The organism is Streptomyces sp. 4N124 (genome assembly GCF_052245395.1).
Classification (GTDB): Bacteria; Actinomycetota; Actinomycetes; order Streptomycetales; family Streptomycetaceae; genus Streptomyces.
Window position 1 is genome coordinate 1 of sequence record NZ_JBQQBS010000020.1, and the last position, 23,367, is coordinate 23,367.

Consider the following 23,367-nt stretch of genomic DNA (forward strand, 5'->3'; position numbering starts at 1 on the left):
CGACCGGCTCGCCGAGTTCGCGCGCGAGGTCGACCACCTCGTCGACCCCCGCCATTTCCGTGACCGCGCGGCTGCCCGCTGGGAAGCAGGCCGCCGGCCCGGGCTGTTCCAGGGGCGTGAGCGCGAGCTGCGGGCGCTTTCGGCGTTGGTCGACGGAGCGGCCGCAGCGGTGCCGTGGATCGTCACCGGCAGCCCCGGGGTGGGGAAATCGGCCCTGCTCGGGGTGCTGGTGTGCGCGGCCCACCCCACGCTGCGGCACGCGACCGAGGAGGTGTGGGGCCACTTGCCCGCGCCGGCCGCCACGCCGCACCTCGCCGCCGTACACGCCCGGCAGCAGACCGTCGACGCCATCACGACGTCCCTGCTCACGCAGCTCGCGCCGGAGTCGGCGCCGGTGTCGGCGGAGGCGCCGGCGTCGGCCGAGGCGCTGCTGGAGGCGGTCGCCGACCGTCCCGTCGCCCCGGTGATCGTGATCGACTCGCTGGACGAGGCCATCGATTCCGAGGAGTTGAGCGCGCGGCTGGTGGTGCCGCTCACCCGCGCACGCAGGGCGGATGGCTCCGCAGCGTGCCGGCTGATCGTAGGCATGCGCCCCTGGGAGGAGTTCGAGCCGCTCCGGCAAGCCGTCGCCCTCGCGGGCGGCACGATCCTGGACCTCGACCAGGTCCCGGCCACGGAACTGGCTGGGAACCTGCGCGCCTACGTCCAGCGCGTCCTGCGGGCCGGCCGCGGGTACGGCTCGGTGGACGGCCACCGCTTCGTGACCTCGATCGCGGACGGGGTCGCCGCCACGCTGACCCGTGCCGGCGATGCCCAGCCTCGGTGGGGCGGGTTCCTGATTGCCCGGCTGTTCGCCGAGTACGTCGCTCACACGCTGCCCCCGGTCACCGACGAGGCTCAGGCCGAGCGGCTGCTCGCCCAGGTCCCGGCCTCGCTGCCCGAGGTACTCGAGATGACGCTGCGCCGGCCTGAGGCCGGTCCCTGGATGCGTCCGGTCCTGGCGGCGCTGGCGCACGCGCGCGGCGTGGGCATGCCACCGAAGATCATTCGGGCGATCGCACCCCTGTTCGCGACGGAGGACCTGGGATCACCATCGACCCGGGACGTGCGCCGCGCCCTGGAGGATGGGCGTTTCTACCTCCGCCAGTCGGCCGACGTCAGCGGAACCAGCGTGTTCCGCCTCTTCCACGAGAGTCTCGTCGAATACCTGCGCGCGCACCCCCGTGCCGTACCCGCCGACGCGGCAGCGGAGCCGGCGACATGAGCGGTACGGACCGCGGGGCACTCGCCGGCATCCTGCTCGACCAGGTGGGTCGCCACCCCGACGGGTCACGTCGCTGGGCGGAGGCCGACCCGTATCTGCTGCGCCACGCCGTGCAGCACGCGGTCGAGGGCGGACGCCTCGACGAGCTGCTCGCCGACCCCGAGTTCCTGGTCTACGCCGACCCCGCCACGCTGATCCCCGCGCTGCCCGGCGCGTCCAGTCCGGACGCGGTCATCGCCGCGACCGTCTACCGCAGCGCGCTGGAGGACCTCCCGTCCGCGTTGCCCGAGCGGCGCCGTCAGTACCTTGCCATCAGCGGCTCCCGCGTCGGCGCCCAGGCGCTGGCCCGGCGCCTCAGCCGGCCCTTCGGATCGCCGGCTCTCGCGCTGGAGCCGCTGTTCTCCACCGGCTCCGAGATCAAGCCCGCCGTACGGGCCGTGTTCGACGACGGTGACTTCCGGGTGTACGCGGTGGTGGTGGCACGTACCGGTGACCGGCAGGTCGTGGTCACCACAGGCACCGACCGGGAGGGCTACGACACGATCGTCCGGTTTCGCGATCTGCGCACGGGTGAGCCCACGCTGCCGCCGATCACGATCACGGGTGACCGCGAGCATCCGGGACGGGTGTCGCGGTACCGGGGTGCGATCGCGGTGTCCGAGGTCGACGGCGCGGCCGTCGTGGTCCTCCGCTCCGAGGATGGGCTGGTCGTACGGTCGGTGGCCACCGGGCAGATCGTACGCGAGCACCCCACAGGCGAGGGATCCCGCCTGGCCACCGGGGTGTTGGCGGGGCGAGCGGTCGTCGCGGTCGACGAGGAACCGGGGATTCTCGTGCGCGACCTCGACACCGGGACGCCCGTCGGCCCGGCGATCCAGGCGCCGCCGAAGCGTGTCTGCTCCTTGGAGATCGCAGAGATCGGCGATCACCCCGTCCTCGTCTACGCCACCCACAGCGGCCAATACGGAGACGAGGACCCCGGTAGCACGTGCCAGGTCATCGACCTGAACAGCGGCGCCCAGATCGGCCCTGCCCACCGGTGCTCACCCCGGTCCGGCACGGCGATCGCCCGCCTCGGCCTGCACGAGGGCCGCCCCGTCGTCGTCGTGGGTCCCCGGCAGGTGCACACCGACACGAACGGCCAGCGACATCACCCCAACGTCGAGATCCGGGACGTGTTCACCGGTGAGGAACGGTTCCCCGCCTGGACGCAGTTCGAGGGGATCACGGCGCTGGCGGTAACGCTGACGGACGGCCACGCGGTGCTCGCGGCCGGCGACGGCAGCGGCGCCGTGACCGTACGGGACCTGAGCGGCGGTGGGGAACCGCACGAGCTGCTCCGCGTCGGGCGCGTCCAGGGCTGGGTGGGCGATCTCGAGATCGCCCGGGCCGACGGGCGCGTCCTGGTGCTCGCCGCGTGCGACGACGGCGCCCTCAGGGTGGCCGACCTGTCACCGTCGGACTCAGGCCCGGCCGATCCGTCTCCCGGCCACCAGATCGGCGTCGAGTCCATCGCCCTGGCCCGGGTCGGCGGGCACCCGGTGGTGCTCAGCGGCGGCCATCTCGGCGACCTGTACCGTCGCGATGCCCGTACCGGGGCGCGGACGGCGCGGCTGCGGCACGGGGACCTCCGGATAACCGACATCGCGGTGACCACGATCGCCGAGCACCAGGTGGCGGTGACCGGGAGCCCCCGAGCCGGCGTACGGCTGCACGATCTCGCGTCGGGACAGCCCCTCGCCGACTATCGGTCGCCCGGTGACGACATGGAATGGGTGCACTCCGTCGACGTGCTCTGGATCGACGGCCGGCCGGTCATCGTGGGAGCGGGGGACGGCGGTCTCGTCTGGATGTGGGACCTGCTGGGCGGCGAATGCCTGCTGCGCTGGAAGGTGCCCGACGGCGACGCCCACCGGGCGGTCTGGCGTGGTCTGTTGGTGGACGGCGCGCCTGTGCTCGCCGGGGTCCAGGCGGAGTACGGACCCACCACGGGCCATATCGCCCTATACGATCTCGCGAGCCGCACCCGGCGCGACGTCGTTATCCAGGCGTTCGAGGGATACAGCTCGGCGCAGTGCCTCGCCGTGCACGAGCATCGGGGCGTCCCGCTCGTCGCGTTCGCCGACTTCAATGGCACCCTCGCGGTGTGGGAGGCGAGGACCGGCACCCTCGTCAGCCGCGTCGTCAACGACGCCGACACGGAGTTCCCGCAGACCGCGCTCGCCTGCGGTGAGGTCGACGGCCGCGCTGTCTGCGTGGTCGGCACCCAGGCAGGCCACCTCGGCGTACACGACCTGCTCACCGGCGAACGGCTCGCCGACACTGTGCTTCCCGGCGGGTGGATCCACTGCCTCGACATCGACGACGACGGCCTGGTGGCCGTCGGGTATGGGCAGGAGGTCGCCGTCCTGGACATGGGCGGTGCCGTCGCGGGAGGCGGCTCGTGACGCGCATCCTGGGGGTTCACGGCGTCGGGAACCACGACCCGCACCGCTCCGCCGCGGAGGCCGCCGAGCGGCTCACGGCCACCTGGCGACGGCATCTCACCGCCGGCGGCGCCGGTGTACGGCCGGACGACGTGCGGGTCGCGTACTGGGCCCATCACCTGCACCGGCGGCGCCGTCAAGGGCCCGAGACCGACCCCCTCGGCCTGTCCCCGTCCGAGTTGAACGTGCTCGCCGCCCTGGTCGCCGAGGTCGACGCGACGGCCGTACGGCAGGGCCGGCTGACGCTGCCGCTCCGGCAGGCGATCGCGCTGCTCGCGGCGCGCGGTGGCGTCGCGGTGCCGGTGATGTCCGCCTTCGTCGCGGTGTTCTGCCGCGAGGTGCACGCCTACCTGGGCCATCCCGGCGCGCCGGGGCGGGCCTCAGTACGCGACTCGGTGGCCGAGTCGATCATCGAGCACCGTCCGCGGGTGGTGATCGCGCACTCGCTCGGCTCGGTGATCGCGTACGAGGCACTGTGGTCGCGGCCCGGACCCGACGTCGACCTGCTGGTGACCCTCGGCTCGCCGCTCGGCCTGCCGTCCGTCGTTTTCGAGCGGCTGTGCCCCGCGCCCCGGGACGGCCTCGGGCAGCGGCCACCCCGGGTTCGGCGATGGGTCAACCTGGCGGATCCGGGCGACATCGTCGCGATCCCCCGGTGGCTGGCGACGAAGTTCGCCGGTGTGGACACCGACGGGGAGGCGTCGATCCATTCGGTCGACTTCCACCGCGTCGCGTCGTACCTCCGCCTTCCCGACGTCGCCCGGGCGATCGCCGAGCTCGGGTGAGCGGGTCAATGTGACTTCCGGGTCGCATGTCCAGGGCGGCGAGGTGGCTGAGACCAAGCAGGAGCTGATCGGGTTGCCGCCGCCCGGGTACATGGTTCTGTTGACCGCCGCCATCGTGCATCGTGAAGTTGCTGGTCACGGGTCTGGTGTGCGTGGGGTTCGGGGTGCTCGTGCTGGTCGTGGGCGGATGACTTCGGTGAAGATTCGCGGTTCGTGAGGACGAGCAGGGACCTGACCAGGGCGGTCGCCCGCGTCGGGTCGGTGCGGACCTTGCCGAGCACGCGCCAGTTCTTGAGGTGGGCGAAGCCGTGCTCGACCGGTGCCAGTGCGGTGTTCGACAGTTTCTGTCCTCGTGTCAGGGGGCGGTTCCGGGCGGTCTTGTAGCCAGTGATCTGGGTCGATGTCGGGACCGCTGTCGTCGAGGCCGACGAAGCCCAGGTCGGCGATGGCTCCGAGGCCGGCCGCCCGCAGCGTGGCGGTGAGCTGGTCGTGTCGGCAGGCGGTGATCTCCGAGGTCCGTCCGGGCCGGGTCGCCGAGCCCCAGAGCAGTCGGCCGCGGTCGTCGGTGAGCGGGATCACGAGCAGGCCATGGCATTTGCTCTTGCCGGAGTAGTTCTTCCAGCACCACCCCGCCACCCTTGCGGGCGATCCTTTTGGGGGCGCGGTCCAGGCGCGGGGCGCGGGGCGGCCAGCGAGCCGACGACTTCCCTGACCCACCGGGTCACGGTGGTGCGGTGTATCTGGTTGCCGCCGGCCAGGTCGCCGGGCCGCTGGTCATAGCGCTGTACCGCGAGCACGATGGTGGCGATCTTCCCCGCGGGCAGAGCCGCCACCGCGAGCCGATCTTCTTCAGGCGTCCGCGTATCAGGCCGGCGAGCCAGTTCAGGGTGGCACTCGACAGCGGCAGACGGGCAGTGTGGACAAGGCCGTCAGGGCCCTCAACGGGATGGTTGTTTTTCTTCGCACCAAACTCAACTGACGCCGGGGGCCCGCCAGTTACGCCCCGTCGCCGCCCGCCTTGCCCACGCCTACGAGCGTGCGGTGAACCTGCCGTCGGGGCGCTTGTGCAGCCAGCCGCGGTCGCCGAGCTTGGTCATCTTCGCCCGCAGCGGTTCCAGCTTCCCGCGCACCGTCACCTCAAGGCCCAACTCCTCGCCGACGGCCCTGACCTGCACCGGGCTCGTCGGGATTCTCGCTGCGGTGTGGGATCAGCAGGACCGCCCGCCCCGCAACCCGGGCCGCCGTCGGGGCGACGGCCGTGGCGGCCTCCTGCGCAGCCCGGTCTCGTTCGGCAGCCGGCGCAGGACCCGCTCGACGATCATCAGTTCCTCCCGCGCGGCCTGAACCTCCGCCAGCTGCTTGGCCAACTCCTCGGCAAGCGTGTCGAGTTCATTCCGGCGAGCCGCGATCCGCTCCAGCTCCAGCATCACCGCGCCCTCCCCGCGCCCTCCCGGCGCACCGGCCCGGCCACGGATCGTAGGAGTGGCACGGCGGTTGGCGCAGCAGAACCCGGCAACGGCCCCGGCCGCCAGGTCAGACGATCTTCACCATGGACACCCGCCGACGACCAGCGCGAGTATCCCGCCCGCCCCGCACATCAGACCCATGACCTGCGTACTTCATGTTCCACAGGTCTCATTGGGGCGCGGGCAGCTCGTCCTGCGTCCAGATCAACGTTCGGGGAAAGTCCGGATGGGCGTCCGTGGCCTCCCACTCCTCATCACCCGGCAGTATTGCGATCCAAGGGCGCGGCGAGGCGAGCAGGTTCCCGACGAAATCGAGAACCGACGACAAAGTTCCCCCGGGAAGTTGCGCGTCGGACGAGTAGGGGCTCTCGATGTCCCACCAGCCCAGCTTTCCCGTTCTGGTGTCAGCAAGGAGCATGTTGCTACTCAGAGCGGCTATGGGCACGATGAAGGGTTTATCGGTTTCGCTCAGGTTGCTGTCGTCTGTCATGGCGAAACGTAGCCATGATGCGCGCTTCTTAAGAATGTCTTCGATGCTGAGGAGCGTGAAGCCGGGAGGGATGATCGTGGTGGTGCCGGAGCCGTCGTGGCGGAGCAGGGAACGTTCCACGTCCTCCGGTAGGCGTACCCCGAGCTGATCATGAAGCTGTTGGATGTCCGCGGGAGTGCACGGCCCTGGCAAAGCAGGCTCGTTCGGCGCATGTCGGACTATCCACTGTTCGATCTTCTCCCAGGACTCTTCAACCGACATGTTCCACTCCTTCGTCGTCGGAGATGACGGTCGGGGTGTGGTGTCCGCGCTGCCGGATGGCAGCGCGGACACCACGCATGCCGAGCAGTTATGCGTTACGGGCAGGGTTTTCCGCGGACCAGGGAGAACGTCCCGGCCAGAGGGCGGGAGCACTCCAGCCTCCCCCAACATCCGCTTATGGGACGTCATTTAGCCGTAGGGGGTGGTGATGAACTCGGCCAGGACCGTGCCGCCGGGGTCGAGTGTGTAGAGGCCACGACCACCGAACAGGTGGTTGATCTCGCCTTCTCGGGACTTGCCTGGGTTCGGCCAGAAGGGGACGGAGTCCTTCTTCAGGCGCTCCAGGATCGTGTCGAACTCGTCGTCGGTCACGAGGAAGGCGATGTGGCTTTCGTTGATGCGGTCAGGGGGGACCAGGTCGTCGGCGAAGTCGATGCCGACGTTGTTCGATGTGTTCACTTGGGTGAACCGGCCCCAGTCGACTGGGGTGGGGGCGGTCATCAGGTCGGCCAGGAACGCAGCGGACTCGCGCCGGTTACGGCAGTGGACGATGATGTGGTTCAACTCGTTTGCCATCTCGGCTCCTTCAGGCTGTGAGAGGTCCAGCGCCCTGGCCGGGCCTCATGGTGTGCGTCGGGACATGTTCGGTTCCCGGCGAGTCAGCTCTTGAGCGTGCCGCCGAACTCCTCCGGGACCAGGTCGGCTTGCTCGGCGCCGCTCCTGATCAGTTCGATGATCGTGTCGGCGGCGCCCTCGGGCGACTGGGGCACCAGCCCGCTGGCGGCTTCCATCTGGCGTGCGTCTTCGACGTTGCCGCGAACCGTTCCAACGAACTCGGTCTCGGTGATCGAGGGGAACATCATCGACACGGCGATGCCTTCGTCGGCGAGCTCGGCGCGGGCGATGGCCGAGAGCTTCTGGAGAGCGGCCTTGGAGGCGGAGTACGCACCGGACCCGGGCAGCGTCGACCAGATGATGCCGGAGCCCACGTTCACGATGGCCCCGGCCGCCTGCTTACGCAGGTGCGGGAGGACTGCCTGTGTCGTGACCAGAGGGGCGACGAGGTTGAGTTCGAGGACGGCTCGGAAGTCGTCGGGGTCGATGGCGTCGATGGTGGCCTGGAGTCCTTGCCCTGCGTTGTTCACGAGGACGTCGATCTGCCCGAACTCCTCGATCGCGGCTCGTACGGCGGTCTCGACCTGGGTCCGGTCCGTCACGTCGCACGGCACGGCCAGGGCCACGGACTCGCCGAGTTCTTTGGCGAGCTGCTGGATACGCTCCTCGCGGCGGGCGATGAGCACTACTCGAGCGCCGGCCCGGGAGGCGGCTCGTGCAGTGGCCGCGCCGATGCCCGACGACGCTCCGGTCACGAGCACGACGGCTCCGTTGATGTCCATGAAGGGTTTCCTCATTCGCGAGTAGGGGGTGATTGCCCGCAGGCAGGGCCCTGGTCTTCGGGCCGGGGTGGCGTGCCCTCCCTTCGATGCTATCAAGTGATAGTTATCGTGCGATAGGGAGGTATCCTCGCGGGATGAGCGATGTCAAAGCCGCCAGCCTCCACGAGCTGGCCGACCTGATCTTCGCCGTGGGGCGGCAGCTGCGACCCCCGGCTGACCCCGCCTTCGAGCCGTGCACGCCGATCGAGATCAGCGTCATGCGGTTCATCAACCACAACCCCGGCACCTCTGCGCGGGCAGCGTCGGAGGCGACGCTGCTGCCGTCGAGCAACTTCAGCCGGGTACTGCGCGGCCTGGAGAAACGAGGTCTCGTGGACCGTGTCGTGGACGACCGCAACGCCCGAGGCGTGCGTCTGTACCCCACCGAGAAGGCCCACCAGAATCTCCAGTACCTCCGCGATAACTGGGACCGGACCCTCCAGGGCATCATCGACGACCCCGCCACGATCGAGATCGTCAACGCCACCCTCCGGCGCATCGAGGACGAACTCATTGCCCGGCGCAGCGGCATGGACAACCAAGGCACCCGATCCGGCTAGGTGCCGTGACCGCACAGATACCTCAGGCGGTTACCGGTAGTTCGTTAAACTGGGCGGTAGCGTGGGTTGACGGCTGGGTGGTTCGGTCGTGGGGCGGTGGTGGGAGTGAACTGCCGTGCTGGGGGCCGAAGATGACTGCCCGCCGTTGGTGTCCACTCGCGCCAGGCCCGTTGGGGGAGTACGCGGACCGGTTCGACGACCTCTTCGCTGGCCTCGCCCAGCGGCGGGGGTTTCGCGAGTACCTGACCGGGCTGCTGGCGCCGCGGGAGCGGAACAAAACGATCACCTGTCTGGCCGGAGCGGAGCCGGTCGTCGGTGCGCGAACGGCGACAGCGCAGCGGCTGCAGTTCTTCCTGACCGAGTCGGCCCGGGACGCCGAGCAGGTCAACGACCGACGGCTTGAACTGCTGTGCGGGCAGACGGTGACCGCTCCGCACGCCGGTGCATGTGGGCCGGCAGTGGCTGCGCCGGCTGGGCAAGACCGACAACGGCATTGTCACGGTGACCACGGTGAGGACCGACGGCCGCAGGTACTGCCCGCTGCACGCACAGCCCTACACCCCCGCTCACCACTTCGCCCGCGGCCGGTCCGACCCAGCCTTCCGCACGAAACCACGGCTGGCCGCCACCCTCGCGGCACGGGCGAAGGAGGCGGGCTTCGGCTGCCGGGCGGTGGTCGCCGACTGCGCCTACTTCGTCAGCGACGACTGGTACTTCACGCTGTGCGACGCCGGGCCGGCCTACGTGGTGACCCTCAAGCGGCGCAACGGTACCTGGGCCCCGGCCGACCAGCCGCACACCCCCATCGACGCCGCCCCCGCGCTGGCCTGGCGGGATGCCGGCCGACCCGGCGAGTGGACGCCCGTCGAGCGCCACTTTCGAGACGGGCACACCGAGACCTGGTGGGCCGCCGACGCCCACCTGGGCTGCTACGGCCCCGACAGCCCCTGCCGCCTGGTCGTGGCCACCACCGCCCAGGGGACCATGCCGGAGAAAGCGACCTGGTACCTGGCCACCAACCTGCCTCACCCCGACGCCCGCACGCCGGCACCAGCCCGCACCCGCCGGCCGACCTCGCCGAGATCGTGCGGCTCTACGGGCTGCGGCCGTGGATCGAGCAGAGCTACAAGCAGGTCAAGGACGAACTCGGTTGGGCCGACTTCCAGGTCCGCTCCGATCACGCCATCCGCCGCCACCAGACCCTGGTCAACTGCGCCTTCTCATTCTGCTGGGACCAGTGGTTCGCCCCGCACGGACCATTGGATGCCGCCGCACGGACCCTTGCCCCGGCGGCCGGCCAGAGAGGGGGCACCGCCACGCCCCACCAGCCCAACTGCCCTGCTGGCCCAAGGCATTACGCGCTGTCCGATCCTGACTCACCCGGGCCATCACCCTGCGCCGCTGGTGGCGAGCATGGACCGGCCAGGACCCGGCCGCACGAACTCCAAGCCCTCCTCGACGCCGTCACCGCCGACAGACCCCTTGATCTCTACCGCCGGGTTTAACGAACTACCGTTACTGACTTTGTTGGCGTGATGTCGTCAACGTGAGACTGGTTCCGGCGAGGCAGCCATCTGTTCGGCCAGGGCGTCCAGTTCGCTCCGGCGAGTGGTGATCCACTGCCGCTCCTGCGCAAGCCGCTATGCGCTCGCGGTGTCGTCGGGAAGAATCAGGATGTTTCCTCCAATTCCCCAGCCGCCGTCTGCGACCTCCTCGACCAGGACCATGGTGTTGGGGCGCGCCTGATCACCGAAGAGTTCGGCGTACAGGTCGGTCGTGCGGGTGACGATCTCTTCCTTCTGCTTGGGAGTCAGTGAGCCTGCGGGAACCTTGAAGTTGGCGAAAGGCATGTCGTCTCCTAGAGGTTGCACAAGAGGGTTGTCGAAATGCGCCTGTCATGGCGTGAGCGGTACAGCGATCAGAGAGTGCTGCCGCTGGTCAGGGGGTCTTCCAACGTGAGGGCCGGTAGGCGTCGTTGGTGTCCACGAGGCTGGCACCACCGGCCGCGGTGCCGCCGCCGGGAATGTAGATCGTGCCGTCCACGGCGACGGCGGCCGTACCGTGGCGTGGCACTGGCATCGGGGCGAGTTGCTGCCAGCGGTCTCGGACGGTGTCGTACGTCTCGTTCTCGCTGAAGACGGTGTTCGGGTTGGTGCCGTCGTGCTTGCCCTCGCCTCCGAAGGTGTAGATCTTCGTGCCGACGGCGGCAGCGGCTATGCCGCCGCGGGCGGTCGGCATCGGTGCCCGCTCGGACCACCGGTGGGTGCGCAGGTCGAGTGCGTAGACGGTGTTCCGCACGTTCACCTGTCCCCGGTCCCGGCCGCCGAGCACGTAGAACCTTGTGCCGATGACGGCTCCACCGACGTGGTCGCGCGCTTGGGGCAGACTCGGCAAGGTTTCCCACCGTCCGGTTGCGACGTCGTAGGACGACACTGTGTCGACGGTGTCCTGGAGGCCGCCTGCTCCTGGCGTCAGTGTGCGCATGCCGCCCGCGAGGTAGATCTTGGTGCCGTGTACGCCCACCGCGGCGCTGCCCCGCTCGGTCCCCGTGGGCATCGGCGGCAGTGGCGTCCACCGGTCCGTGCGCGGGTCGTAGACGAAGCTGTCGCGCAGGGCCTGCCAGGATGCTCCGCCGGACAGCCCGCCGATGACGTAGATCTTTCCGCGGACCGCCGCCATGTTGGGGTGGTTCATCGCCACAGGCAGCGGTGCCGCGTCCGACCAGGTGTCGTGTCGGGTGTCGTAGACCTCCATCCGGTCGGTGGTGGTGACGCCACCGGCCGGGTTGGCGACGATGCCACCGAGGACGTACACCTTGGGGCCGATCGCGGCGGTGCTGTGCTCCTGGCGAGGTCCGCTCGCAATCGGCGCCAGTGGCCGCCACCCGTCGCTGTAGGTGGGTTCGATGACCGCCGGCACCTCACCGGGTGGCGTCGGGTGACCCGGGTGTGCCTGCGCCACCTGCACAGATGGGGCCACCGCCAGGGTGACACCGAGGAATAAGACTGTCCGCCGGTTCATGAAGACCCTCACCATCTTTAACGTCACTAACGAACGTGTATAGCGATGTTAGGTCACTTCTATAACGGTGACAACAGCAGATATAGTGGCGTTACATGGAGCAGGTGCAGCAACCCCAGGCTCGTGAGCGCATCCTGGCCGCGGCGGCGACGCTGATCGCCGAATCCGGTGCCGATGCGGCCTCGATCCGGGACGTGTGCACCGCCGCCGGCGTCACCGCGCCCACCGTGTACCACCACTTCGGCGACAAGCGCGGCCTGCTCGATGCCGTGGCCGCCGACGGGTTCGAGCGCTACCTCGCTGAAAAGCGCGAGCTCCGCCCGTCCGCGGACCCGGTTGAGGACCTGCGACGCGGCTGGAACCGCCATGTCGAGTTCGGCATCCGCAACCCCGCGCTCTATGGGCTGATGTACGGCGGTGCGCGCGTCGGGCCGCATCCCGCGGCGAAGGAGGGTGAGCAGCTCCTGCGTCGCATCGTTGAGCGGATCGACGATGCGAAGCTGCTGTCGCTGCCGGTCGACGAGGCCGTGCAGACCATTCACGCCGCGACGGTCGGCACCACACTCCTGCTGATCAGCGACCCGGACGCACCAGGTGTGCGAGGTCTGTCCGAGCGGAACCGAGAGGCAGCGCTCAACGCCACGCTGATCACCCGGTCGTCGGGAGCGACCCGCGGCCTCCCCGCCCACGCCGAGATGCTGCTGGCGGCGCTGGCACAGGCCGGCGACACACCCTTCACCTTCGGTGAGCGGGCGATCTTTCTGGAGCTGCTGGCCAGATTGACGACCCACCCGCACTCTGAAGGGGAGTCATGACCGCCGGTGCCGACGTCGCTTCCTCGATGCGCCGTCTCCCCGGGGATGCCTATTTCGCATGCTCCTCCTTAGCCTCAAACTTGTCCGGCGGGTTCTGGCATCGTTACTCGGGATGGTTCAAAGGCTCACCCAGCCCACGCGGGCACCCTTTCGGGTCAGGCCATTCAGACCTGTTTCCGGCGAGTTACAGCCTGGGTTGAAGGACTCCAGGGTTTTCCTCTGACCTTTCCGTCGACCGGCGTTCGCTTCTTGGGCCATCCTGTTCCCGCTGGAGAGTTGGGCCTTCCTGAAAGGACAGCGGCCACGTGCGCACCTTCGTCTCCGATCACTGGACCCTGGAGTACGACCTGGCCGCAGCCTCCTGGACCAGGGCCCAGGAAGAGGTCAAGAAGTGGCGCATCTTTGCCGACGCACTGGATGCCGCCCAGCCAGCGTCGTTCCCGCTGCCCCACGCCGCCCAACTCCCCGTCGACCGCCGGTTCGGCAGCAAGGTCGCAGCACTCGCGAGCGACCTCACCGTCCACCGCCGCCAACGTATCGACGGCGCCGGCCACGACGGGACCGTCGCCCTGCTGCTCTTCGGCGATGACACCGTCACCGAGGTCGTGCCAGTTTTCGAACGGATGGCGGCAGCCACATCCCCCGCCAGCTGCTGCTGGGCAACCCGCCCCGCATACTGGGCGCCGCCTCGCGCCCAGAGGCGCCAAGGCCTTTCCGCAGTCCGTCTCTTGCTACGTAGCCGGCTTCACCACCGCGCCTGTCGAGGTAACCGGCAATCTCATCACTACGACTCGCACCGCCCAGGCGCTTCGGGGATCCGGCGACGACCACGCAGCCGTCACACTCCTGTGGAACGCAATCCGTGACGTAGCCCGACTCGCCACTGCCGGCAGCCTGCCCCCGCTGAGGCGGCTGGACCGAGAGCCTGCCACCATCGGCGGCCGGGTACGCCTCCTTCTGCACGACCTGCTGACCAGCCCGCTCGATAGCCACGCCGAGTGGGCAGTTCTCACCGCCCGGCTTGTGCGGCTGCTGCCAGACCTGGCTCAAAGCCCCTTGAAGGGTGTCGCCCGCCTCACAGATCCCCTGACGCACATCTGCTGAGGCGTTCCGGACTGCCGCAGTTTCCGCTGTGGGCGATGGTGTCGCGGATGCGCTTTCCGGGCCGAGGCGGCTGCCAGCCGCGCCACCTTGACCTGCACACGAGCCTCTCTGTCAAGCCCTGGCCGACGGCATCCCATGTTCACCGGTCTGCAACCCCGCGATGAGTCCGTCGAGTATCCGCAACTGGCGGGCGGGCGTGGTCAGGCGAGCTGCGAAGATCGCGTTGATCTGGAGTCCCATCAGCGTGGCCATCACAAGGTCCAAGAACGCATCGAGATCGCAGGACGGGTTGATCTCTCCTGCTTCAGCCGCGGTGCGCAGATACGAGAGCATCTGATCGCGCCAGCGCGATATTGCCTGGTCGTAGACGTCGATCAGTTCCTCATCGGCTACCGCGTAGTTCCAGAAACCGATGACAACGCGGGCCTCATTGAGACGCTCGTCGTCCAGGGGCATGATCTCGATGCAGAATTTGCGGAACGCGTCCACGCCGTTGGCGCCGGCGATGGTGCGGGCGGCCCGCTGCTCGGTGGCTGCGTTGGCGCGCTCCAGCGCGGCCCGCAGAATGGCTGCTTTGGTCGGAAAGTATCGTGCGAGCGCACCGTTGGTGAACCCCGCTTCGGCGGCGAGATCCCGCATGTTCAGCGCCGCGAATCCTCGCCGCGCGACAAGGCGCCAGACAGCCTCGATGATCTCTTCGCGCCGCGCGTCGTGGTCCACGATCTTGGGCATGGTGACACCTTACCAACGGGTAAACGCCCGAATGCTGAGGGCTATGACCAGCACCATCGCGGCCGTCTGAGGGGTCGTGTGACCGCAGGCCCAGTCCTGTGACCTGGTACCTCGTACGCCACCTTCTCGCGGGAGGGGCCGCACGGAGCGGGGGCGAACAGCTGCCCTTCCCGGTCGCGTGAGAGCGGTCCACATGGCGCCCCCTTCCCAGCGACCCCATAAGGGACTACGTTGGAGCTATTAATCTACAACTGTAGACGGACGGCTCGTCCAGCCCACGTCATGACCCTCACCACCTCATAGGACAGAGCATGCCTGATCTTGAGCCAGATGAATTCCGCCGCCAGGGCCACCAGTTGGTCGACTGGGTCGCCCAATACCGTGCCTCGCTCCCTTCCCTGCACGTGCAGCCGAATGTCTCACCAGGCTCCGTGAAGGCTCAGCTTCCTCGTGAACTGCCTGAGCAGCCGTCCCAGGCGCTGGGCGATGATCTCGTCGCCCTGCTCAACGACGTGGTCGTTCCCTCGTCGCTCCACTGGCAGCACCCGGGCTTCTTCGGCTACTTCCCAGCGAACGCGTCACTGCTGTCGCTCCTCGGTGACATCGCATCGGGCGGTATCGGAGCGCAGGGAATGCTCTGGTCAACATCGCCGGCCGGGACGGAGATCGAGCAGGTCCTGCTCGACGGCCTGGCGGACGCGCTGGGCCTTGGTCGCGAGTTCACTTTCGCCGGGGGCGGAGGCGGTTCGCTGCAGGATTCGGCCTCGTCGGCATCCTTGGTGGCGCTGCTGGCAGCGCTGCAGCGCAGCAACCCGGACTGGCGCGAGCACGGCGTGGACGGCACCGAGACGGTGTACGTCACTGCCGAGACCCACTCGTCACTGGCCAAGGCCGTGCGTGTGGCCGGCCTCGGCGCGCGAGCATTGCGGATCGTCCCCTTTGCACAGGGCACGCTGTCCATGTCGGCGGATGCCCTGGCAGACATGCTGGCCAAGGACACAGCCGCCGGAAAGAGGCCGGTCATGGTCTGTCCGACCGTGGGAACGACCGGCACGGGTGCCATCGACCCCGTCAGAGACGTCGTAGCGGCAGCGCGTGAGCACGAAGCGTGGGTGCACGTCGACGCCGCGTGGGCGGGAGTTGCGGCGTTGTGTCCCGAGTTCCGCTGGCTCGTAGACGGCGTGGACCTTGCCGACTCCTTCTGCACCGACGCGCACAAGTGGTTCTACACCGCCTTCGACGCCTCGTTCATGTGGGTGAGGGATGCCGGCGCGCTGCCGACAGCGCTGTCCATCACGCCGGAGTACCTGCGTAACGCTGCGACGGATTCGGGCGAAGTCGTTGACTACCGCGACTGGCAGGTTCCGCTGGGCCGTCGTATGCGTGCGTTGAAGATCTGGTCGGTGGTGCACGGCGCGGGACTGGAAGGCCTGCGCGAAAGCATCCGCGGCCACGTCGCCATGGCCGACTCCTTGGCCGGCAGGATCGAGAGCGAGCCGGGCTTCGCGCTGGCCACCCCGCCGTCACTGGCACTCGTATGTCTGTACCTCGTCGACCGGGACGGTCGCCCCGACGACGCCGCCACCAAGGCGGCAATGGAGGCGGTCAACGCCGAAGGGCATTCCTTCCTCACGCACACATCGGTCAACGGTCACTTCGCGATTCGCGTCGCAATCGGCGCGACGACGACGCTGCCCGACCACATCGACACCCTGTGGGACTCGCTTCGCAAGGCCGCTCGCCAGAGCGGTGGGTGACGTAACCATCGGCATCGTGGAGTTGACCGGCAAACGGTGGCAGCTGGGTCAGCTGGTTCGGCATGCCGACGAAGGCGCCGCCGTAGACCCGGCCGCCGTCTCCGACACGACCTGGGGCCGCCTGCTCCGCGACAGCGCACGCCGATCCGACTACGGCGGCCGCATGCTCCTGGGCACCGACCTGATGCATGTCCCGGTACGGCGCGGCACCCTCCGGGAGTAGCCGGGGGGGCAAACACCGAATTCCTGACTGCGGAGGTCGAAGGGTTCCACGGTGCTCGTCATCCCCGCGAGGTTCTTCTTCGGCCGGCTTGTTTTCGAGTTCCCTCAGTTTCCGCTTACTGAGCGGTGACGCGATCGGGCCGGTTTTACGAAGGATCTCCGTTTCCGGAACTCGCAAGACGGTCCGTGATGTTCGGCGATGAATCCGCCCACGCATATTTACTGGTCAGAAACGCATTGAGTTCATTCGTAGAGGAAGAGCTCTTCGATCTTCAGGTCGAAGAGCTTGGCGAGACGGAAGGCGAGGGGAAGGCTTGGGTCGAACTTCCCTGTCTCGATGGAGTTGATCGTCTGCCTGGACACGCCCGTGAGCTGAGCCAGCTCGGCCTGCGTCCAGCCCCGTTCGGCACGCAGGTCCGTGATGCGGTTCTTCATCGGTATCGGATCTTGCCGACGACGAAGGCGACCACAAAGACGACTCCCATGAGCGCGGGGAGGACGGCGATATTGACGTCGCGGGCGACGAGGCTGGCCTGGTCCGTGACGACATAGGCGAATCCGAGGATCCACCCCACGCCGAGGGTGACCGCCAGCGCATCCTGCATGATCTTCCGTTGCAGTTCATCGATCGTGCGGAGGAAGCGAGTGAAGGCGACGATCCAGCCGATGCCGACGGCGAGATTGACGGCGACGGCGGCCCAGCCCGCCACCCGCTGTGGCGGATCCCAGAGGAGTTGCGGGCCGAACTTGGCCAGGGCGACGGTCGCCACCCAGGCGAATGTCCAGAGCGCGAACCGAGCGCTCGCCTTGAACTCGTTATGCGCTTGCACGGGTGTCACCCTCCGATGCAATGTCAAGGACACTTGACACGCTACGAGGCGTCGCGCCTTGATGTCAAGTGTGCTTGACATCAAGGGTCATCTGGTCAGCCATACGCCGCAAGGTCCGCACGGGGCCGGCTGATGACCTCGATCACCCGCTTCCGCGACGTCCCCGACGACGTCGCCGACGCGGTCGCCGCGCGGCTCGAACGATCCCGGATCATCCACGAGCCCGGGCATCGGTTCGTGATGGTCATCGAAGAAGCGTCGCTCTACTACCAGTTGGGTGATCCGGATGCGATGGCCGCGCAGCTCGGCTACCTGCTGACCGCTGCCGCGCTGCCGCAGGTGTGGCTGGGGCATCATCCCCTGAGCGACGCGGGAGCGCCCTTGTGGCCGCAGGAGTTGTTGCACGTGTACGACGAGTCCCTCGTCTCGGTCGAACTCCTCGCGGCTCGCGTGCCGGTGACTCAGCCGTCGGAGATCACCCTGTATGTGAAGGCGTTCGAGCAGCTGCGCGGTATGGCCGCGTACGGGGCAGGCGCTCGCGCCCTGATCGTGAGGGCCATCGAGGCCCTGCACTGACCAAGCGGGCATGCGGAAGCCCCAGACGGCCCGTCACAGCTGCGCCGAGGACGTTCGGTCATGCCTTGGGGATCGTCCACTCCACCTCTCGCTGGACTCGACAACCGCGAGCTACCAAGAGGTCCTTCCTTCATGCCCCGACGTCGCCCAACTCACCCGATCCAGCACGCTGTTCGAAGCAGACCGACGCCACGAACGGATAGAGACCGGCCAGTCAGCAAGCCTCTCCGCCGACAGCCCGTGATGCTCTGATCGTCGTCTCACTGTCAACGATGCTCGACCTCTTACCCGGCATGGCCGTAATCGGGGAGGACCAGGCCGGTGTTGGCGGCGCGGCCTTCGGCTCCGGTCAGGGCGGCCGGGTTGCGCAGGGCGTCGTTGCGCGCGTCGAGCATTTCCTGGGTGCGTGGGGCGACGATGGTGCCGCCGGTGGTGGCCAGTGCCTGGTTCTTCTCCACGAACTCCCGGGTCCTGTGCTCGTATGCCGCGAACGCGGCGGTGTGGTCTGCATGGCCGGCCAGTTCGCCGGCCAAGATGTAGGCGCCGACGAGAGAGACGCTGGAGCCCTGGCCGGATATGAACGATGTCGCGTGGGCGGCATCGCCCACCAGAGCGACGCGTCCCTTGGACCACGTGGGCATGTGGATCTGGCTGACGACGTCGAAGAACAGGTCGTCGGCGGTGCGCATGGCGGCGACCAGGCGGGGGATCTGCCAGGTCTGCTCGGGGAACTTGGCGGCGACGAGGTCCCGCTGCGCCTCGGGGTTGCGGAAGGCGTCGAAAGGCGGCTCGTCCTGGGCGAAGATAAGGAAGCCGTGCAGACGATCGCTGGGCTCGTGAGCGAAGAGGATCGCAGCTCGCCCCGGAGTGTTCCAGTTCATCGCCTCGTGTTCGAGGCCGAGGTCGTTCGACAGGGTGAAGCCTGCGAAGGTGTAGCCGAGGTAGCGGTGGAACTTCGCCTCGGGGCCGAAGACCAGGCTGCGGGTGTTGGAGTGCAGTCCGTCGGCGCCGATCACCAGGTCGAAGGTGCGGTGGGAGCCGCCGTTGAAGGCGACGTCAACGCGATCCCCGCGATCCTCAAGGGTGGCGATGGAATCGTTGAACAGGAACTCGACCGTGTCGCGGACCGGCGCGTAGAGCGCGTCCGCCAGGTCACCGCGGCGCACTTCGAGATCCAGGCCCTCCTGCCCGCCGGTGACGGCCTCGGGGCGGATGGCGGCGATCAGGGCGCCCGCGGGGTCCACGAAGGAGATCTTCCGGGTGTCGACGTGGGCCTTGCGCAGTTGCGGGAGCAGCCCCATACGGTCCACGACGTCGCGAGCCGTGCCCCGGATGTCGATGGCGTAACCGCCGCCGCGGATTTCAGCTGCTTTCTCGACCACCGTGACCTCGAAGCCGTAGCGGGTGAGCCAGTAGGCCAGGGCCGGGCCGGCGATGCTGGCACCGGAGATGAGGACCTTGCGGTTCGCGGAGTAGTTCATGGGTGGGTTCCTCCCAGGTTGGCCACGCCAAGAAGCGCGTGCCTCAGGTGTCATTGATGCGAGTGCGGTCCGTCGCGATGACCCCGTCGACGGTCCGGGGTGGGGTCACTCCGTGATGTCGATGGCGGCCGCCGGGTACAGGGCTGCCGCCTGTTGCATGGCAGTGAGCCGATCAGCCGCGATGGCAGTGCCGAGGAGGAACACGGCGCTGCTCTCCTCGCGCTGGTCGAAGACGTCAGGTGCAGCGTGCACGCACTGCCCGGTGCCGCAGCATTTGCCTTCGTCGACGATGGTGTGCACCGTGAAAGACCCTTCTTCGTTGGCAAGCGCCGCCTCGTTCACCACGGCGCGTGCCCGTGACAGCCGGTGCCGGCCGGTCAGTCGGGCCGTTCGGCTGTCCGCACGCCGCCCAGGACGACATCGACGATCCACTCGGCGTCCCTGCGGGTGAAGGGCTCCTTGCGGCCGGAGGCCAGGCGGTAGTGCACCGCTCCGGACAGCAGTTCATTGAGGGAACGTGCGTCCACTGCCGGCAGCTGCCCTAGCTGGGCGGCCTTGTCCAAACGGTGGCGGAGGATCACCAAACGCCGGGTGACCACCTCGTCCGTGAAGGTCTGCACCCGGGGAAAGTCGGGTCCTGGCCGGTGCATCGCCCGCATGATGACCTGCCCCATCGGACTGTTCAGGGTCGCCGCCAGCGAAAGCAGCACCTCAACGAGATCGGCCCGGATGTCGCCGGTGTCTGCGATCGGGTTCATCTGCTCGGCATATCCGGCCACGGCGTCGTAGACGAGTTCATCGACGGAGGGCCAGTTGCGGTACACGCTGGCCCGGTGCACCCCGGCACGCTCGGCAATCTGGTCATAGCGGACGCCGTTCAAACCGTGTTCAGCGACCAGTTCCAGGACCGCCTCCAGCACCCGGGCACGCACAGCGTTACGTCCGCCTGGCCTGGTCTTGACGGCCTGCTGCTGCCTCGCCTGTTCGGGTGCCACGTCACTCCTCGCGGATTTCTTCGGTCTCACCGGCCGGGATGAATGTGCCCGCCCGTTGCGCACGCAGGGCTCTGCCTCGACGTGGGGCGAGGGCTCCAGAAGGTCGACGATCACGTGCGTCGTGGTTTCGGTGATGCCGACGTTGCTGATCCGGTGCGGCTGCGTCCTCGGAGCCGGGCACCTGCCCCTGGACTGCCCCTGGCCGGGCCGGATGATGACGTGGTCGTGGTGATGCCGGTGAAAGCCGTACATGCCGCCGGGCTCCAGCGTCATCGGACCACGCCCGCACCCGTTCGTTCTCAAGGAGCAGGGTGTTTCCCGGCGCATGCGTGACATCGCTGTCGCCGGAAGGCAGTGGAGAAGCTGCCATCGTTCCTCCTGGGGTTGCTCCAGCAAGGGGATACGCCCGGCGCGAGGCCACGCAGCCCCTCCTGTGACCGGGCGCCTGTCCCTGCCCGCGAAAGCACCGTAGCACTACTGCGACGATTCGTCGCATTAAAGGTGCCCTCTTCACTTTGAGGCTGCGAGCAACGACTCGCTCGCCCGCTCGATCGATCCGTCCGCCGCCACTCCAGCCTCGGACAACGCAGCCCCATCGCCTACGAGACAGCACTCGAAACAACATCAACTACGCTGGCCCAGCCGCATAGCCCGTGTCCAAGATTCCGGGTCAAGGCCCCACGGCATCGATGATGATCGTGGCGTAGCGGTGAAGGCGGCGCAGGGCTAAGTCATCGAGCCCGATCACCCTCGGGATCCGCGCCGCTGGCGGGGGATTCCCCCGCAGCACCTGCAGGGCGGTGGCGAACGATACGGGCACGGCCAATGACCGGGTGAGCCGGACGGCCGCCCGGCCGCACAACTCCTCGTCGTACCTGGACGTTGACCACGACCCGGCGGCCATCGACCGGCACATCCGCAACTGTCTGGACGTGGTATCCGTGCACCTTCCCCGTCGGGACCCCGAACATCGGGCAGGGAAAGGGAACATCCCGGGTTCCGGGCCAAGACTCGGATGACCTCACCGTCGTCCGCCACATCGTCGATGACCAGCGCCGAGAGTCCCGAAAACACCGTTCCCACAAGGGAGTTGACGTCTCGAATGCAACGTCAACGACGCCCGTCACCTACCGTCACCACCGACTGCGGAACAGAGCCCAAATCCTGATGGACCCCACTAGGGAAGCTCGACCCGGACGGTCAGCCCCCCGTCCGGATTGGCCCGCGCGGAGACCGTGCCGTGGTGGGCGTGGACGATGGAGCGGACGATGGCAAGGCCCAAGCCGTGGCCCGAGCGGTCGCTGGTGACGCGGGGCTCGAGGCGGTAGAAGGGCTCGAAGAGGCGTTGGCCGAAGGCCTCGTCGACGTGCGGTCCGGTGTTCTCGACCTTGAGGACGACATGGCGTTCGCGCCGGACCGTGAGGTACACGGAGCCGCCCGGGGTGTTGTAGGTGAGGGCGTTGTTGAGGAGGTTGACTAGGAGCTGGCGCAGGAGGGTGGCGTTGCCGTCGACGGTGCTGTCCGGCTTGGTGTCGACTTCCAGGCGGATGCCGGCCAGGACCGCCTGCGTGGTGCGTTCGGCGGCCGCGGCTGTGGTGAGTGCCGCCAGGTCGACCGGCTCGGGGTCGAAAGGGGCGTGGCCGGCGGCGGCCAGGTCGAGGAGGGCCTTGACGATGGTGATGTTGCGTTCGTTCGTCTCGACCAGCATCGGGGCGAGCTCCGCGAACTCCTCGCCGGATGGGTCGGCCACGGCGATCTGCAGGACGGCTCGTGTGGTGGCCAGCGGGGTGAGCAGTTCGTGCGAGGCGTTGGCCGCGAAGCGCTGATGGGCGGCGAAGGACTCTTCCAGGCGGGCCAGCATAGTGTCGAAGGTGTCGGCCAGCTGCTTCAACTCGTCGGCGGGGCCTTGAGCATTGATGCGGTACTGCAGCTGGCCGTCGGCGGCCTTGGCGGCGGCCTGGCTGATGGTGCCGAGCGGCGCGAGCAGCCGTTTGGACAGCAGCCAGCCGACCACCAGGCCGATCGCCATCACCAGGAGCAGCCCGCCGGCGGACACCTGGAGCGCGGTGTTCCAGACGTCTTCCTTGCTGCTGATCGCCCCTTTCACCCTGGTGCCCGGCGTGACCCCGGGCGGCACGCTGGCTTCGGGGAACGGCTTCCCCGTGTGGGGCAGCTCGTGCAGGGCCCCGGGATCCGTGACGACGGTGTCCGTGAAGTCGTACGTCGGCAGGAAACGCATGCCGGAGTAGATGACGGCCACCATCAGGGCCGCCGAGACGGCGAGCGCGCCGGCGAAACCGAGGAAGAGCCGGGTGTGGATGCTCAGGGCGCGGGTTGACCATACTCGGCGCAGCCAGGAAGGCCGTCTCACTTCGCCCCCAGGTAGTAGCCGGCGCTGATCGCCGTGTGCACGAGCTGGGGTTCGCCCAGTTTCTTGCGCAGGGTGTGCACCACGAGACGTACCGCGTTGGTGAGCGGATCGGCGTGCGCGTCCCACGCCTTGTCCAGGAGGTATTCGGCGCTCAGCACGCCGCCGTCGGCGCGCATCAGGAGTTCCAGGACGGCCAGTTCCTTCGGGGTCAGGCGCACCTCCCGTCCGGCGCGCAGGACGCGGCGTCGGTGGGTGTCGAAGGACAGATCGGCGAAGGTGAGGACGGGCGCGTGCGCCACGGGGCTTCGCCGGTACAACGCGCGCAGCCGGGCGATGAGTTCGGGGAAGTCGAAGGGTTTCGCAAGGTAGTCGTCGGCGCCGAGGCCGAGGCCCTCAACCTTGTCGCCGAGGCGTCCGGCGGCGGTCAGCATGAGGATGCGGCACTCCAGGCGCATGGCGACGATGCGGCGGCACACCTCGTCGCCGTGGACGCCGGGCAGGTCACGGTCGAGTATCACCGCGTCGTAGTCGTACACGGTGACCCTATCCAGGGCAGCCGCCCCGTCGTGCACGACGTCGACGGCGATGGCCTCGCGGCGCAGTCCGATCTCCAGGATCCGGGCCATGTACTGCTCGTCCTCCGCCACCAGCACCCGCACGATCCGCAACCCTTTCTATGAATTCTGAGCGTTCGACATCCCGGATGCCCACATTT

23 protein-coding genes and 3 pseudogenes are annotated in these 23,367 nt (G+C 68.4%); 10 read left to right on the forward strand and 16 right to left on the reverse strand.

The features are described 5' to 3' along the window. From ACTWQO_RS21190 to ACTWQO_RS21200, 3 genes are all read left to right on the forward strand, one after another. On the forward strand, nucleotides 1-1,264 hold a 1,264-nt coding region (locus tag ACTWQO_RS21190), incomplete at its 5' end, for an ATP-binding protein (protein WP_443238891.1). After that, the gene (locus tag ACTWQO_RS21195) at nucleotides 1,261-3,711 is read left to right on the forward strand and encodes a WD40 repeat domain-containing protein (protein ID WP_443238892.1); all 2,451 of its coding nucleotides are present in this window, start codon (nucleotides 1,261-1,263) and stop codon (nucleotides 3,709-3,711) included. The genes ACTWQO_RS21190 and ACTWQO_RS21195, both read left to right, overlap by 4 nt. Beyond that, nucleotides 3,708-4,535 carry a hypothetical protein gene (locus ACTWQO_RS21200; RefSeq protein ID WP_443238893.1) on the forward strand — a complete coding sequence of 276 codons (828 nt, stop codon included), beginning with the start codon at nucleotides 3,708-3,710 and terminating at the stop codon, nucleotides 4,533-4,535. Before ACTWQO_RS21195 ends, ACTWQO_RS21200 begins: the two co-directional genes overlap by 4 nt. A gap of 1,028 nt (nucleotides 4,536-5,563) precedes the next feature. Here ACTWQO_RS21200 and ACTWQO_RS21205 read toward each other — a convergent pair. The 5 genes from ACTWQO_RS21205 to ACTWQO_RS21225 form a co-directional block, all read right to left on the reverse strand. Then, nucleotides 5,564-5,710 (reverse strand): hypothetical protein, encoded by a 147-nt coding sequence (locus tag ACTWQO_RS21205; RefSeq protein WP_443238894.1) that lies wholly within the window; start codon nucleotides 5,708-5,710, stop codon nucleotides 5,564-5,566. Between the two features lie 33 nt (nucleotides 5,711-5,743). Further along, nucleotides 5,744-5,965: a hypothetical protein gene (locus tag ACTWQO_RS21210; RefSeq protein ID WP_443238895.1), complete on the reverse strand. Its 222-nt coding sequence runs from the start codon at nucleotides 5,963-5,965 to the stop codon at nucleotides 5,744-5,746. Between the two features lie 205 nt (nucleotides 5,966-6,170). Then, nucleotides 6,171-6,752, reverse strand: coding sequence for an SMI1/KNR4 family protein (locus ACTWQO_RS21215; protein WP_443238896.1), 582 nt, complete (start codon nucleotides 6,750-6,752; stop codon nucleotides 6,171-6,173). A 189-nt stretch (nucleotides 6,753-6,941) separates the two neighbouring features. Beyond that, nucleotides 6,942-7,328: a VOC family protein gene (locus ACTWQO_RS21220; protein WP_443238897.1), complete on the reverse strand. Its 387-nt coding sequence runs from the start codon at nucleotides 7,326-7,328 to the stop codon at nucleotides 6,942-6,944. 83 nt (nucleotides 7,329-7,411) lie between these two features. After that, nucleotides 7,412-8,149 carry an SDR family oxidoreductase gene (locus ACTWQO_RS21225; protein ID WP_443238898.1) on the reverse strand — a complete coding sequence of 246 codons (738 nt, stop codon included), beginning with the start codon at nucleotides 8,147-8,149 and terminating at the stop codon, nucleotides 7,412-7,414. Between the two features lie 134 nt (nucleotides 8,150-8,283). On the opposite strand from ACTWQO_RS21225, the gene ACTWQO_RS21230 reads away from it, so the two are divergent. Both ACTWQO_RS21230 and ACTWQO_RS21235 read left to right on the forward strand, forming a co-directional pair. After that, nucleotides 8,284-8,748: a MarR family winged helix-turn-helix transcriptional regulator gene (locus tag ACTWQO_RS21230; protein WP_443238899.1), complete on the forward strand. Its 465-nt coding sequence runs from the start codon at nucleotides 8,284-8,286 to the stop codon at nucleotides 8,746-8,748. A 131-nt stretch (nucleotides 8,749-8,879) separates the two neighbouring features. Continuing rightward, nucleotides 8,880-10,234 (forward strand): annotated as a pseudogene (locus tag ACTWQO_RS21235) (IS701 family transposase). Between the two features lie 154 nt (nucleotides 10,235-10,388). Here ACTWQO_RS21235 and ACTWQO_RS21240 read toward each other — a convergent pair. Continuing rightward, nucleotides 10,389-10,598 (reverse strand): tautomerase family protein, encoded by a 210-nt coding sequence (locus tag ACTWQO_RS21240; RefSeq protein ID WP_443238900.1) that lies wholly within the window; start codon nucleotides 10,596-10,598, stop codon nucleotides 10,389-10,391. Between the two features lie 88 nt (nucleotides 10,599-10,686). Then, nucleotides 10,687-11,769, reverse strand: coding sequence for a Kelch repeat-containing protein (locus ACTWQO_RS21245; RefSeq protein WP_443238901.1), 1,083 nt, complete (start codon nucleotides 11,767-11,769; stop codon nucleotides 10,687-10,689). A gap of 95 nt (nucleotides 11,770-11,864) precedes the next feature. On the opposite strand from ACTWQO_RS21245, the gene ACTWQO_RS21250 reads away from it, so the two are divergent. Both ACTWQO_RS21250 and ACTWQO_RS21255 read left to right on the forward strand, forming a co-directional pair. Continuing rightward, nucleotides 11,865-12,584, forward strand: coding sequence for a TetR/AcrR family transcriptional regulator (locus tag ACTWQO_RS21250; protein WP_443238902.1), 720 nt, complete (start codon nucleotides 11,865-11,867; stop codon nucleotides 12,582-12,584). A gap of 305 nt (nucleotides 12,585-12,889) precedes the next feature. Beyond that, nucleotides 12,890-13,450, forward strand: coding sequence for a hypothetical protein (locus tag ACTWQO_RS21255; RefSeq protein ID WP_443238903.1), 561 nt, complete (start codon nucleotides 12,890-12,892; stop codon nucleotides 13,448-13,450). 349 nt (nucleotides 13,451-13,799) lie between these two features. Here the strand turns inward: ACTWQO_RS21255 and ACTWQO_RS21260 are convergent, their stop codons facing one another. Continuing rightward, nucleotides 13,800-14,420 carry a TetR/AcrR family transcriptional regulator gene (locus ACTWQO_RS21260; RefSeq protein WP_443238904.1) on the reverse strand — a complete coding sequence of 207 codons (621 nt, stop codon included), beginning with the start codon at nucleotides 14,418-14,420 and terminating at the stop codon, nucleotides 13,800-13,802. A 311-nt stretch (nucleotides 14,421-14,731) separates the two neighbouring features. Here ACTWQO_RS21260 and ACTWQO_RS21265 point away from each other — a divergent pair, with 311 nt between their 5' ends. Both ACTWQO_RS21265 and ACTWQO_RS21270 read left to right on the forward strand, forming a co-directional pair. Beyond that, nucleotides 14,732-16,177: a pyridoxal phosphate-dependent decarboxylase family protein gene (locus ACTWQO_RS21265; RefSeq protein ID WP_443238905.1), complete on the forward strand. Its 1,446-nt coding sequence runs from the start codon at nucleotides 14,732-14,734 to the stop codon at nucleotides 16,175-16,177. Then, a complete protein-coding gene (locus tag ACTWQO_RS21270) occupies nucleotides 16,170-16,400 on the forward strand; it encodes a hypothetical protein (RefSeq protein ID WP_443238906.1) in 231 nt (76 codons plus the stop codon). Before ACTWQO_RS21265 ends, ACTWQO_RS21270 begins: the two co-directional genes overlap by 8 nt. A 242-nt stretch (nucleotides 16,401-16,642) precedes the next feature. Here ACTWQO_RS21270 and ACTWQO_RS21275 read toward each other — a convergent pair whose 3' ends face one another. Then, nucleotides 16,643-16,834: a helix-turn-helix transcriptional regulator gene (locus tag ACTWQO_RS21275; protein ID WP_443238907.1), complete on the reverse strand. Its 192-nt coding sequence runs from the start codon at nucleotides 16,832-16,834 to the stop codon at nucleotides 16,643-16,645. Beyond that, nucleotides 16,831-17,229 carry a hypothetical protein gene (locus ACTWQO_RS21280; RefSeq protein ID WP_443238908.1) on the reverse strand — a complete coding sequence of 133 codons (399 nt, stop codon included), beginning with the start codon at nucleotides 17,227-17,229 and terminating at the stop codon, nucleotides 16,831-16,833. Before ACTWQO_RS21280 ends, ACTWQO_RS21275 begins: the two co-directional genes overlap by 4 nt. Nucleotides 17,230-17,382: 153 nt before the next feature. On the opposite strand from ACTWQO_RS21280, the pseudogene ACTWQO_RS21285 reads away from it, so the two are divergent. Next, nucleotides 17,383-17,805 (forward strand): annotated as a pseudogene (locus tag ACTWQO_RS21285) (Scr1 family TA system antitoxin-like transcriptional regulator); the annotation flags it as partial. A gap of 284 nt (nucleotides 17,806-18,089) precedes the next feature. Here ACTWQO_RS21285 and ACTWQO_RS21290 read toward each other — a convergent pair. The 6 genes and pseudogenes from ACTWQO_RS21290 to ACTWQO_RS21315 form a co-directional block, all read right to left on the reverse strand. Beyond that, nucleotides 18,090-19,286 carry an FAD-dependent monooxygenase gene (locus ACTWQO_RS21290; RefSeq protein WP_443238909.1) on the reverse strand — a complete coding sequence of 399 codons (1,197 nt, stop codon included), beginning with the start codon at nucleotides 19,284-19,286 and terminating at the stop codon, nucleotides 18,090-18,092. Nucleotides 19,287-19,391: 105 nt separating this feature from the next. Continuing rightward, complete coding sequence (locus tag ACTWQO_RS21295; RefSeq protein WP_443238910.1) at nucleotides 19,392-19,631, reverse strand: ferredoxin; 240 nt, start codon at nucleotides 19,629-19,631, stop codon at nucleotides 19,392-19,394. Between the two features lie 32 nt (nucleotides 19,632-19,663). Further along, nucleotides 19,664-20,281 (reverse strand): TetR/AcrR family transcriptional regulator, encoded by a 618-nt coding sequence (locus tag ACTWQO_RS21300; protein ID WP_443238911.1) that lies wholly within the window; start codon nucleotides 20,279-20,281, stop codon nucleotides 19,664-19,666. 682 nt (nucleotides 20,282-20,963) lie between these two features. After that, nucleotides 20,964-21,385: pseudogene (locus tag ACTWQO_RS21305) on the reverse strand (ISL3 family transposase); the annotation flags it as partial. 73 nt (nucleotides 21,386-21,458) lie between these two features. Further along, nucleotides 21,459-22,652, reverse strand: a complete 1,194-nt coding sequence (locus ACTWQO_RS21310; protein WP_443238912.1) for a sensor histidine kinase — start codon at nucleotides 22,650-22,652, stop codon at nucleotides 21,459-21,461. Further along, entirely contained in the window at nucleotides 22,649-23,311 is a 663-nt protein-coding gene (locus ACTWQO_RS21315; protein WP_443238913.1) for a response regulator transcription factor, read from the reverse strand. The genes ACTWQO_RS21310 and ACTWQO_RS21315 overlap by 4 nt, the downstream gene beginning before the upstream one ends. Nucleotides 23,312-23,367 lie beyond the last annotated feature (56 nt).

What these genes read in the sequence shown, in the direction of transcription:
- ACTWQO_RS21195 (WP_443238892.1), top strand. Translation starts at nt 1,261, where the DNA reads ATGAGCGGTACGGACCGCGGGGCACTCGCCGGCATCCTGCTCGACCAG.
- ACTWQO_RS21215 (WP_443238896.1), bottom strand. Translation starts at nt 6,752, where the DNA reads ATGTCGGTTGAAGAGTCCTGGGAGAAGATCGAACAGTGGATAGTCCGA.
- ACTWQO_RS21220 (WP_443238897.1), bottom strand. Translation starts at nt 7,328, where the DNA reads ATGGCAAACGAGTTGAACCACATCATCGTCCACTGCCGTAACCGGCGC.
- ACTWQO_RS21225 (WP_443238898.1), bottom strand. Translation starts at nt 8,149, where the DNA reads ATGGACATCAACGGAGCCGTCGTGCTCGTGACCGGAGCGTCGTCGGGC.
- ACTWQO_RS21230 (WP_443238899.1), top strand. Translation starts at nt 8,284, where the DNA reads ATGAGCGATGTCAAAGCCGCCAGCCTCCACGAGCTGGCCGACCTGATC.
- ACTWQO_RS21240 (WP_443238900.1), bottom strand. Translation starts at nt 10,598, where the DNA reads ATGCCTTTCGCCAACTTCAAGGTTCCCGCAGGCTCACTGACTCCCAAG.
- ACTWQO_RS21245 (WP_443238901.1), bottom strand. Translation starts at nt 11,769, where the DNA reads ATGAACCGGCGGACAGTCTTATTCCTCGGTGTCACCCTGGCGGTGGCC.
- ACTWQO_RS21250 (WP_443238902.1), top strand. Translation starts at nt 11,865, where the DNA reads ATGGAGCAGGTGCAGCAACCCCAGGCTCGTGAGCGCATCCTGGCCGCG.
- ACTWQO_RS21260 (WP_443238904.1), bottom strand. Translation starts at nt 14,420, where the DNA reads ATGCCCAAGATCGTGGACCACGACGCGCGGCGCGAAGAGATCATCGAG.
- ACTWQO_RS21265 (WP_443238905.1), top strand. Translation starts at nt 14,732, where the DNA reads ATGCCTGATCTTGAGCCAGATGAATTCCGCCGCCAGGGCCACCAGTTG.
- ACTWQO_RS21275 (WP_443238907.1), bottom strand. Translation starts at nt 16,834, where the DNA reads ATGAAGAACCGCATCACGGACCTGCGTGCCGAACGGGGCTGGACGCAG.
- ACTWQO_RS21290 (WP_443238909.1), bottom strand. Translation starts at nt 19,286, where the DNA reads ATGAACTACTCCGCGAACCGCAAGGTCCTCATCTCCGGTGCCAGCATC.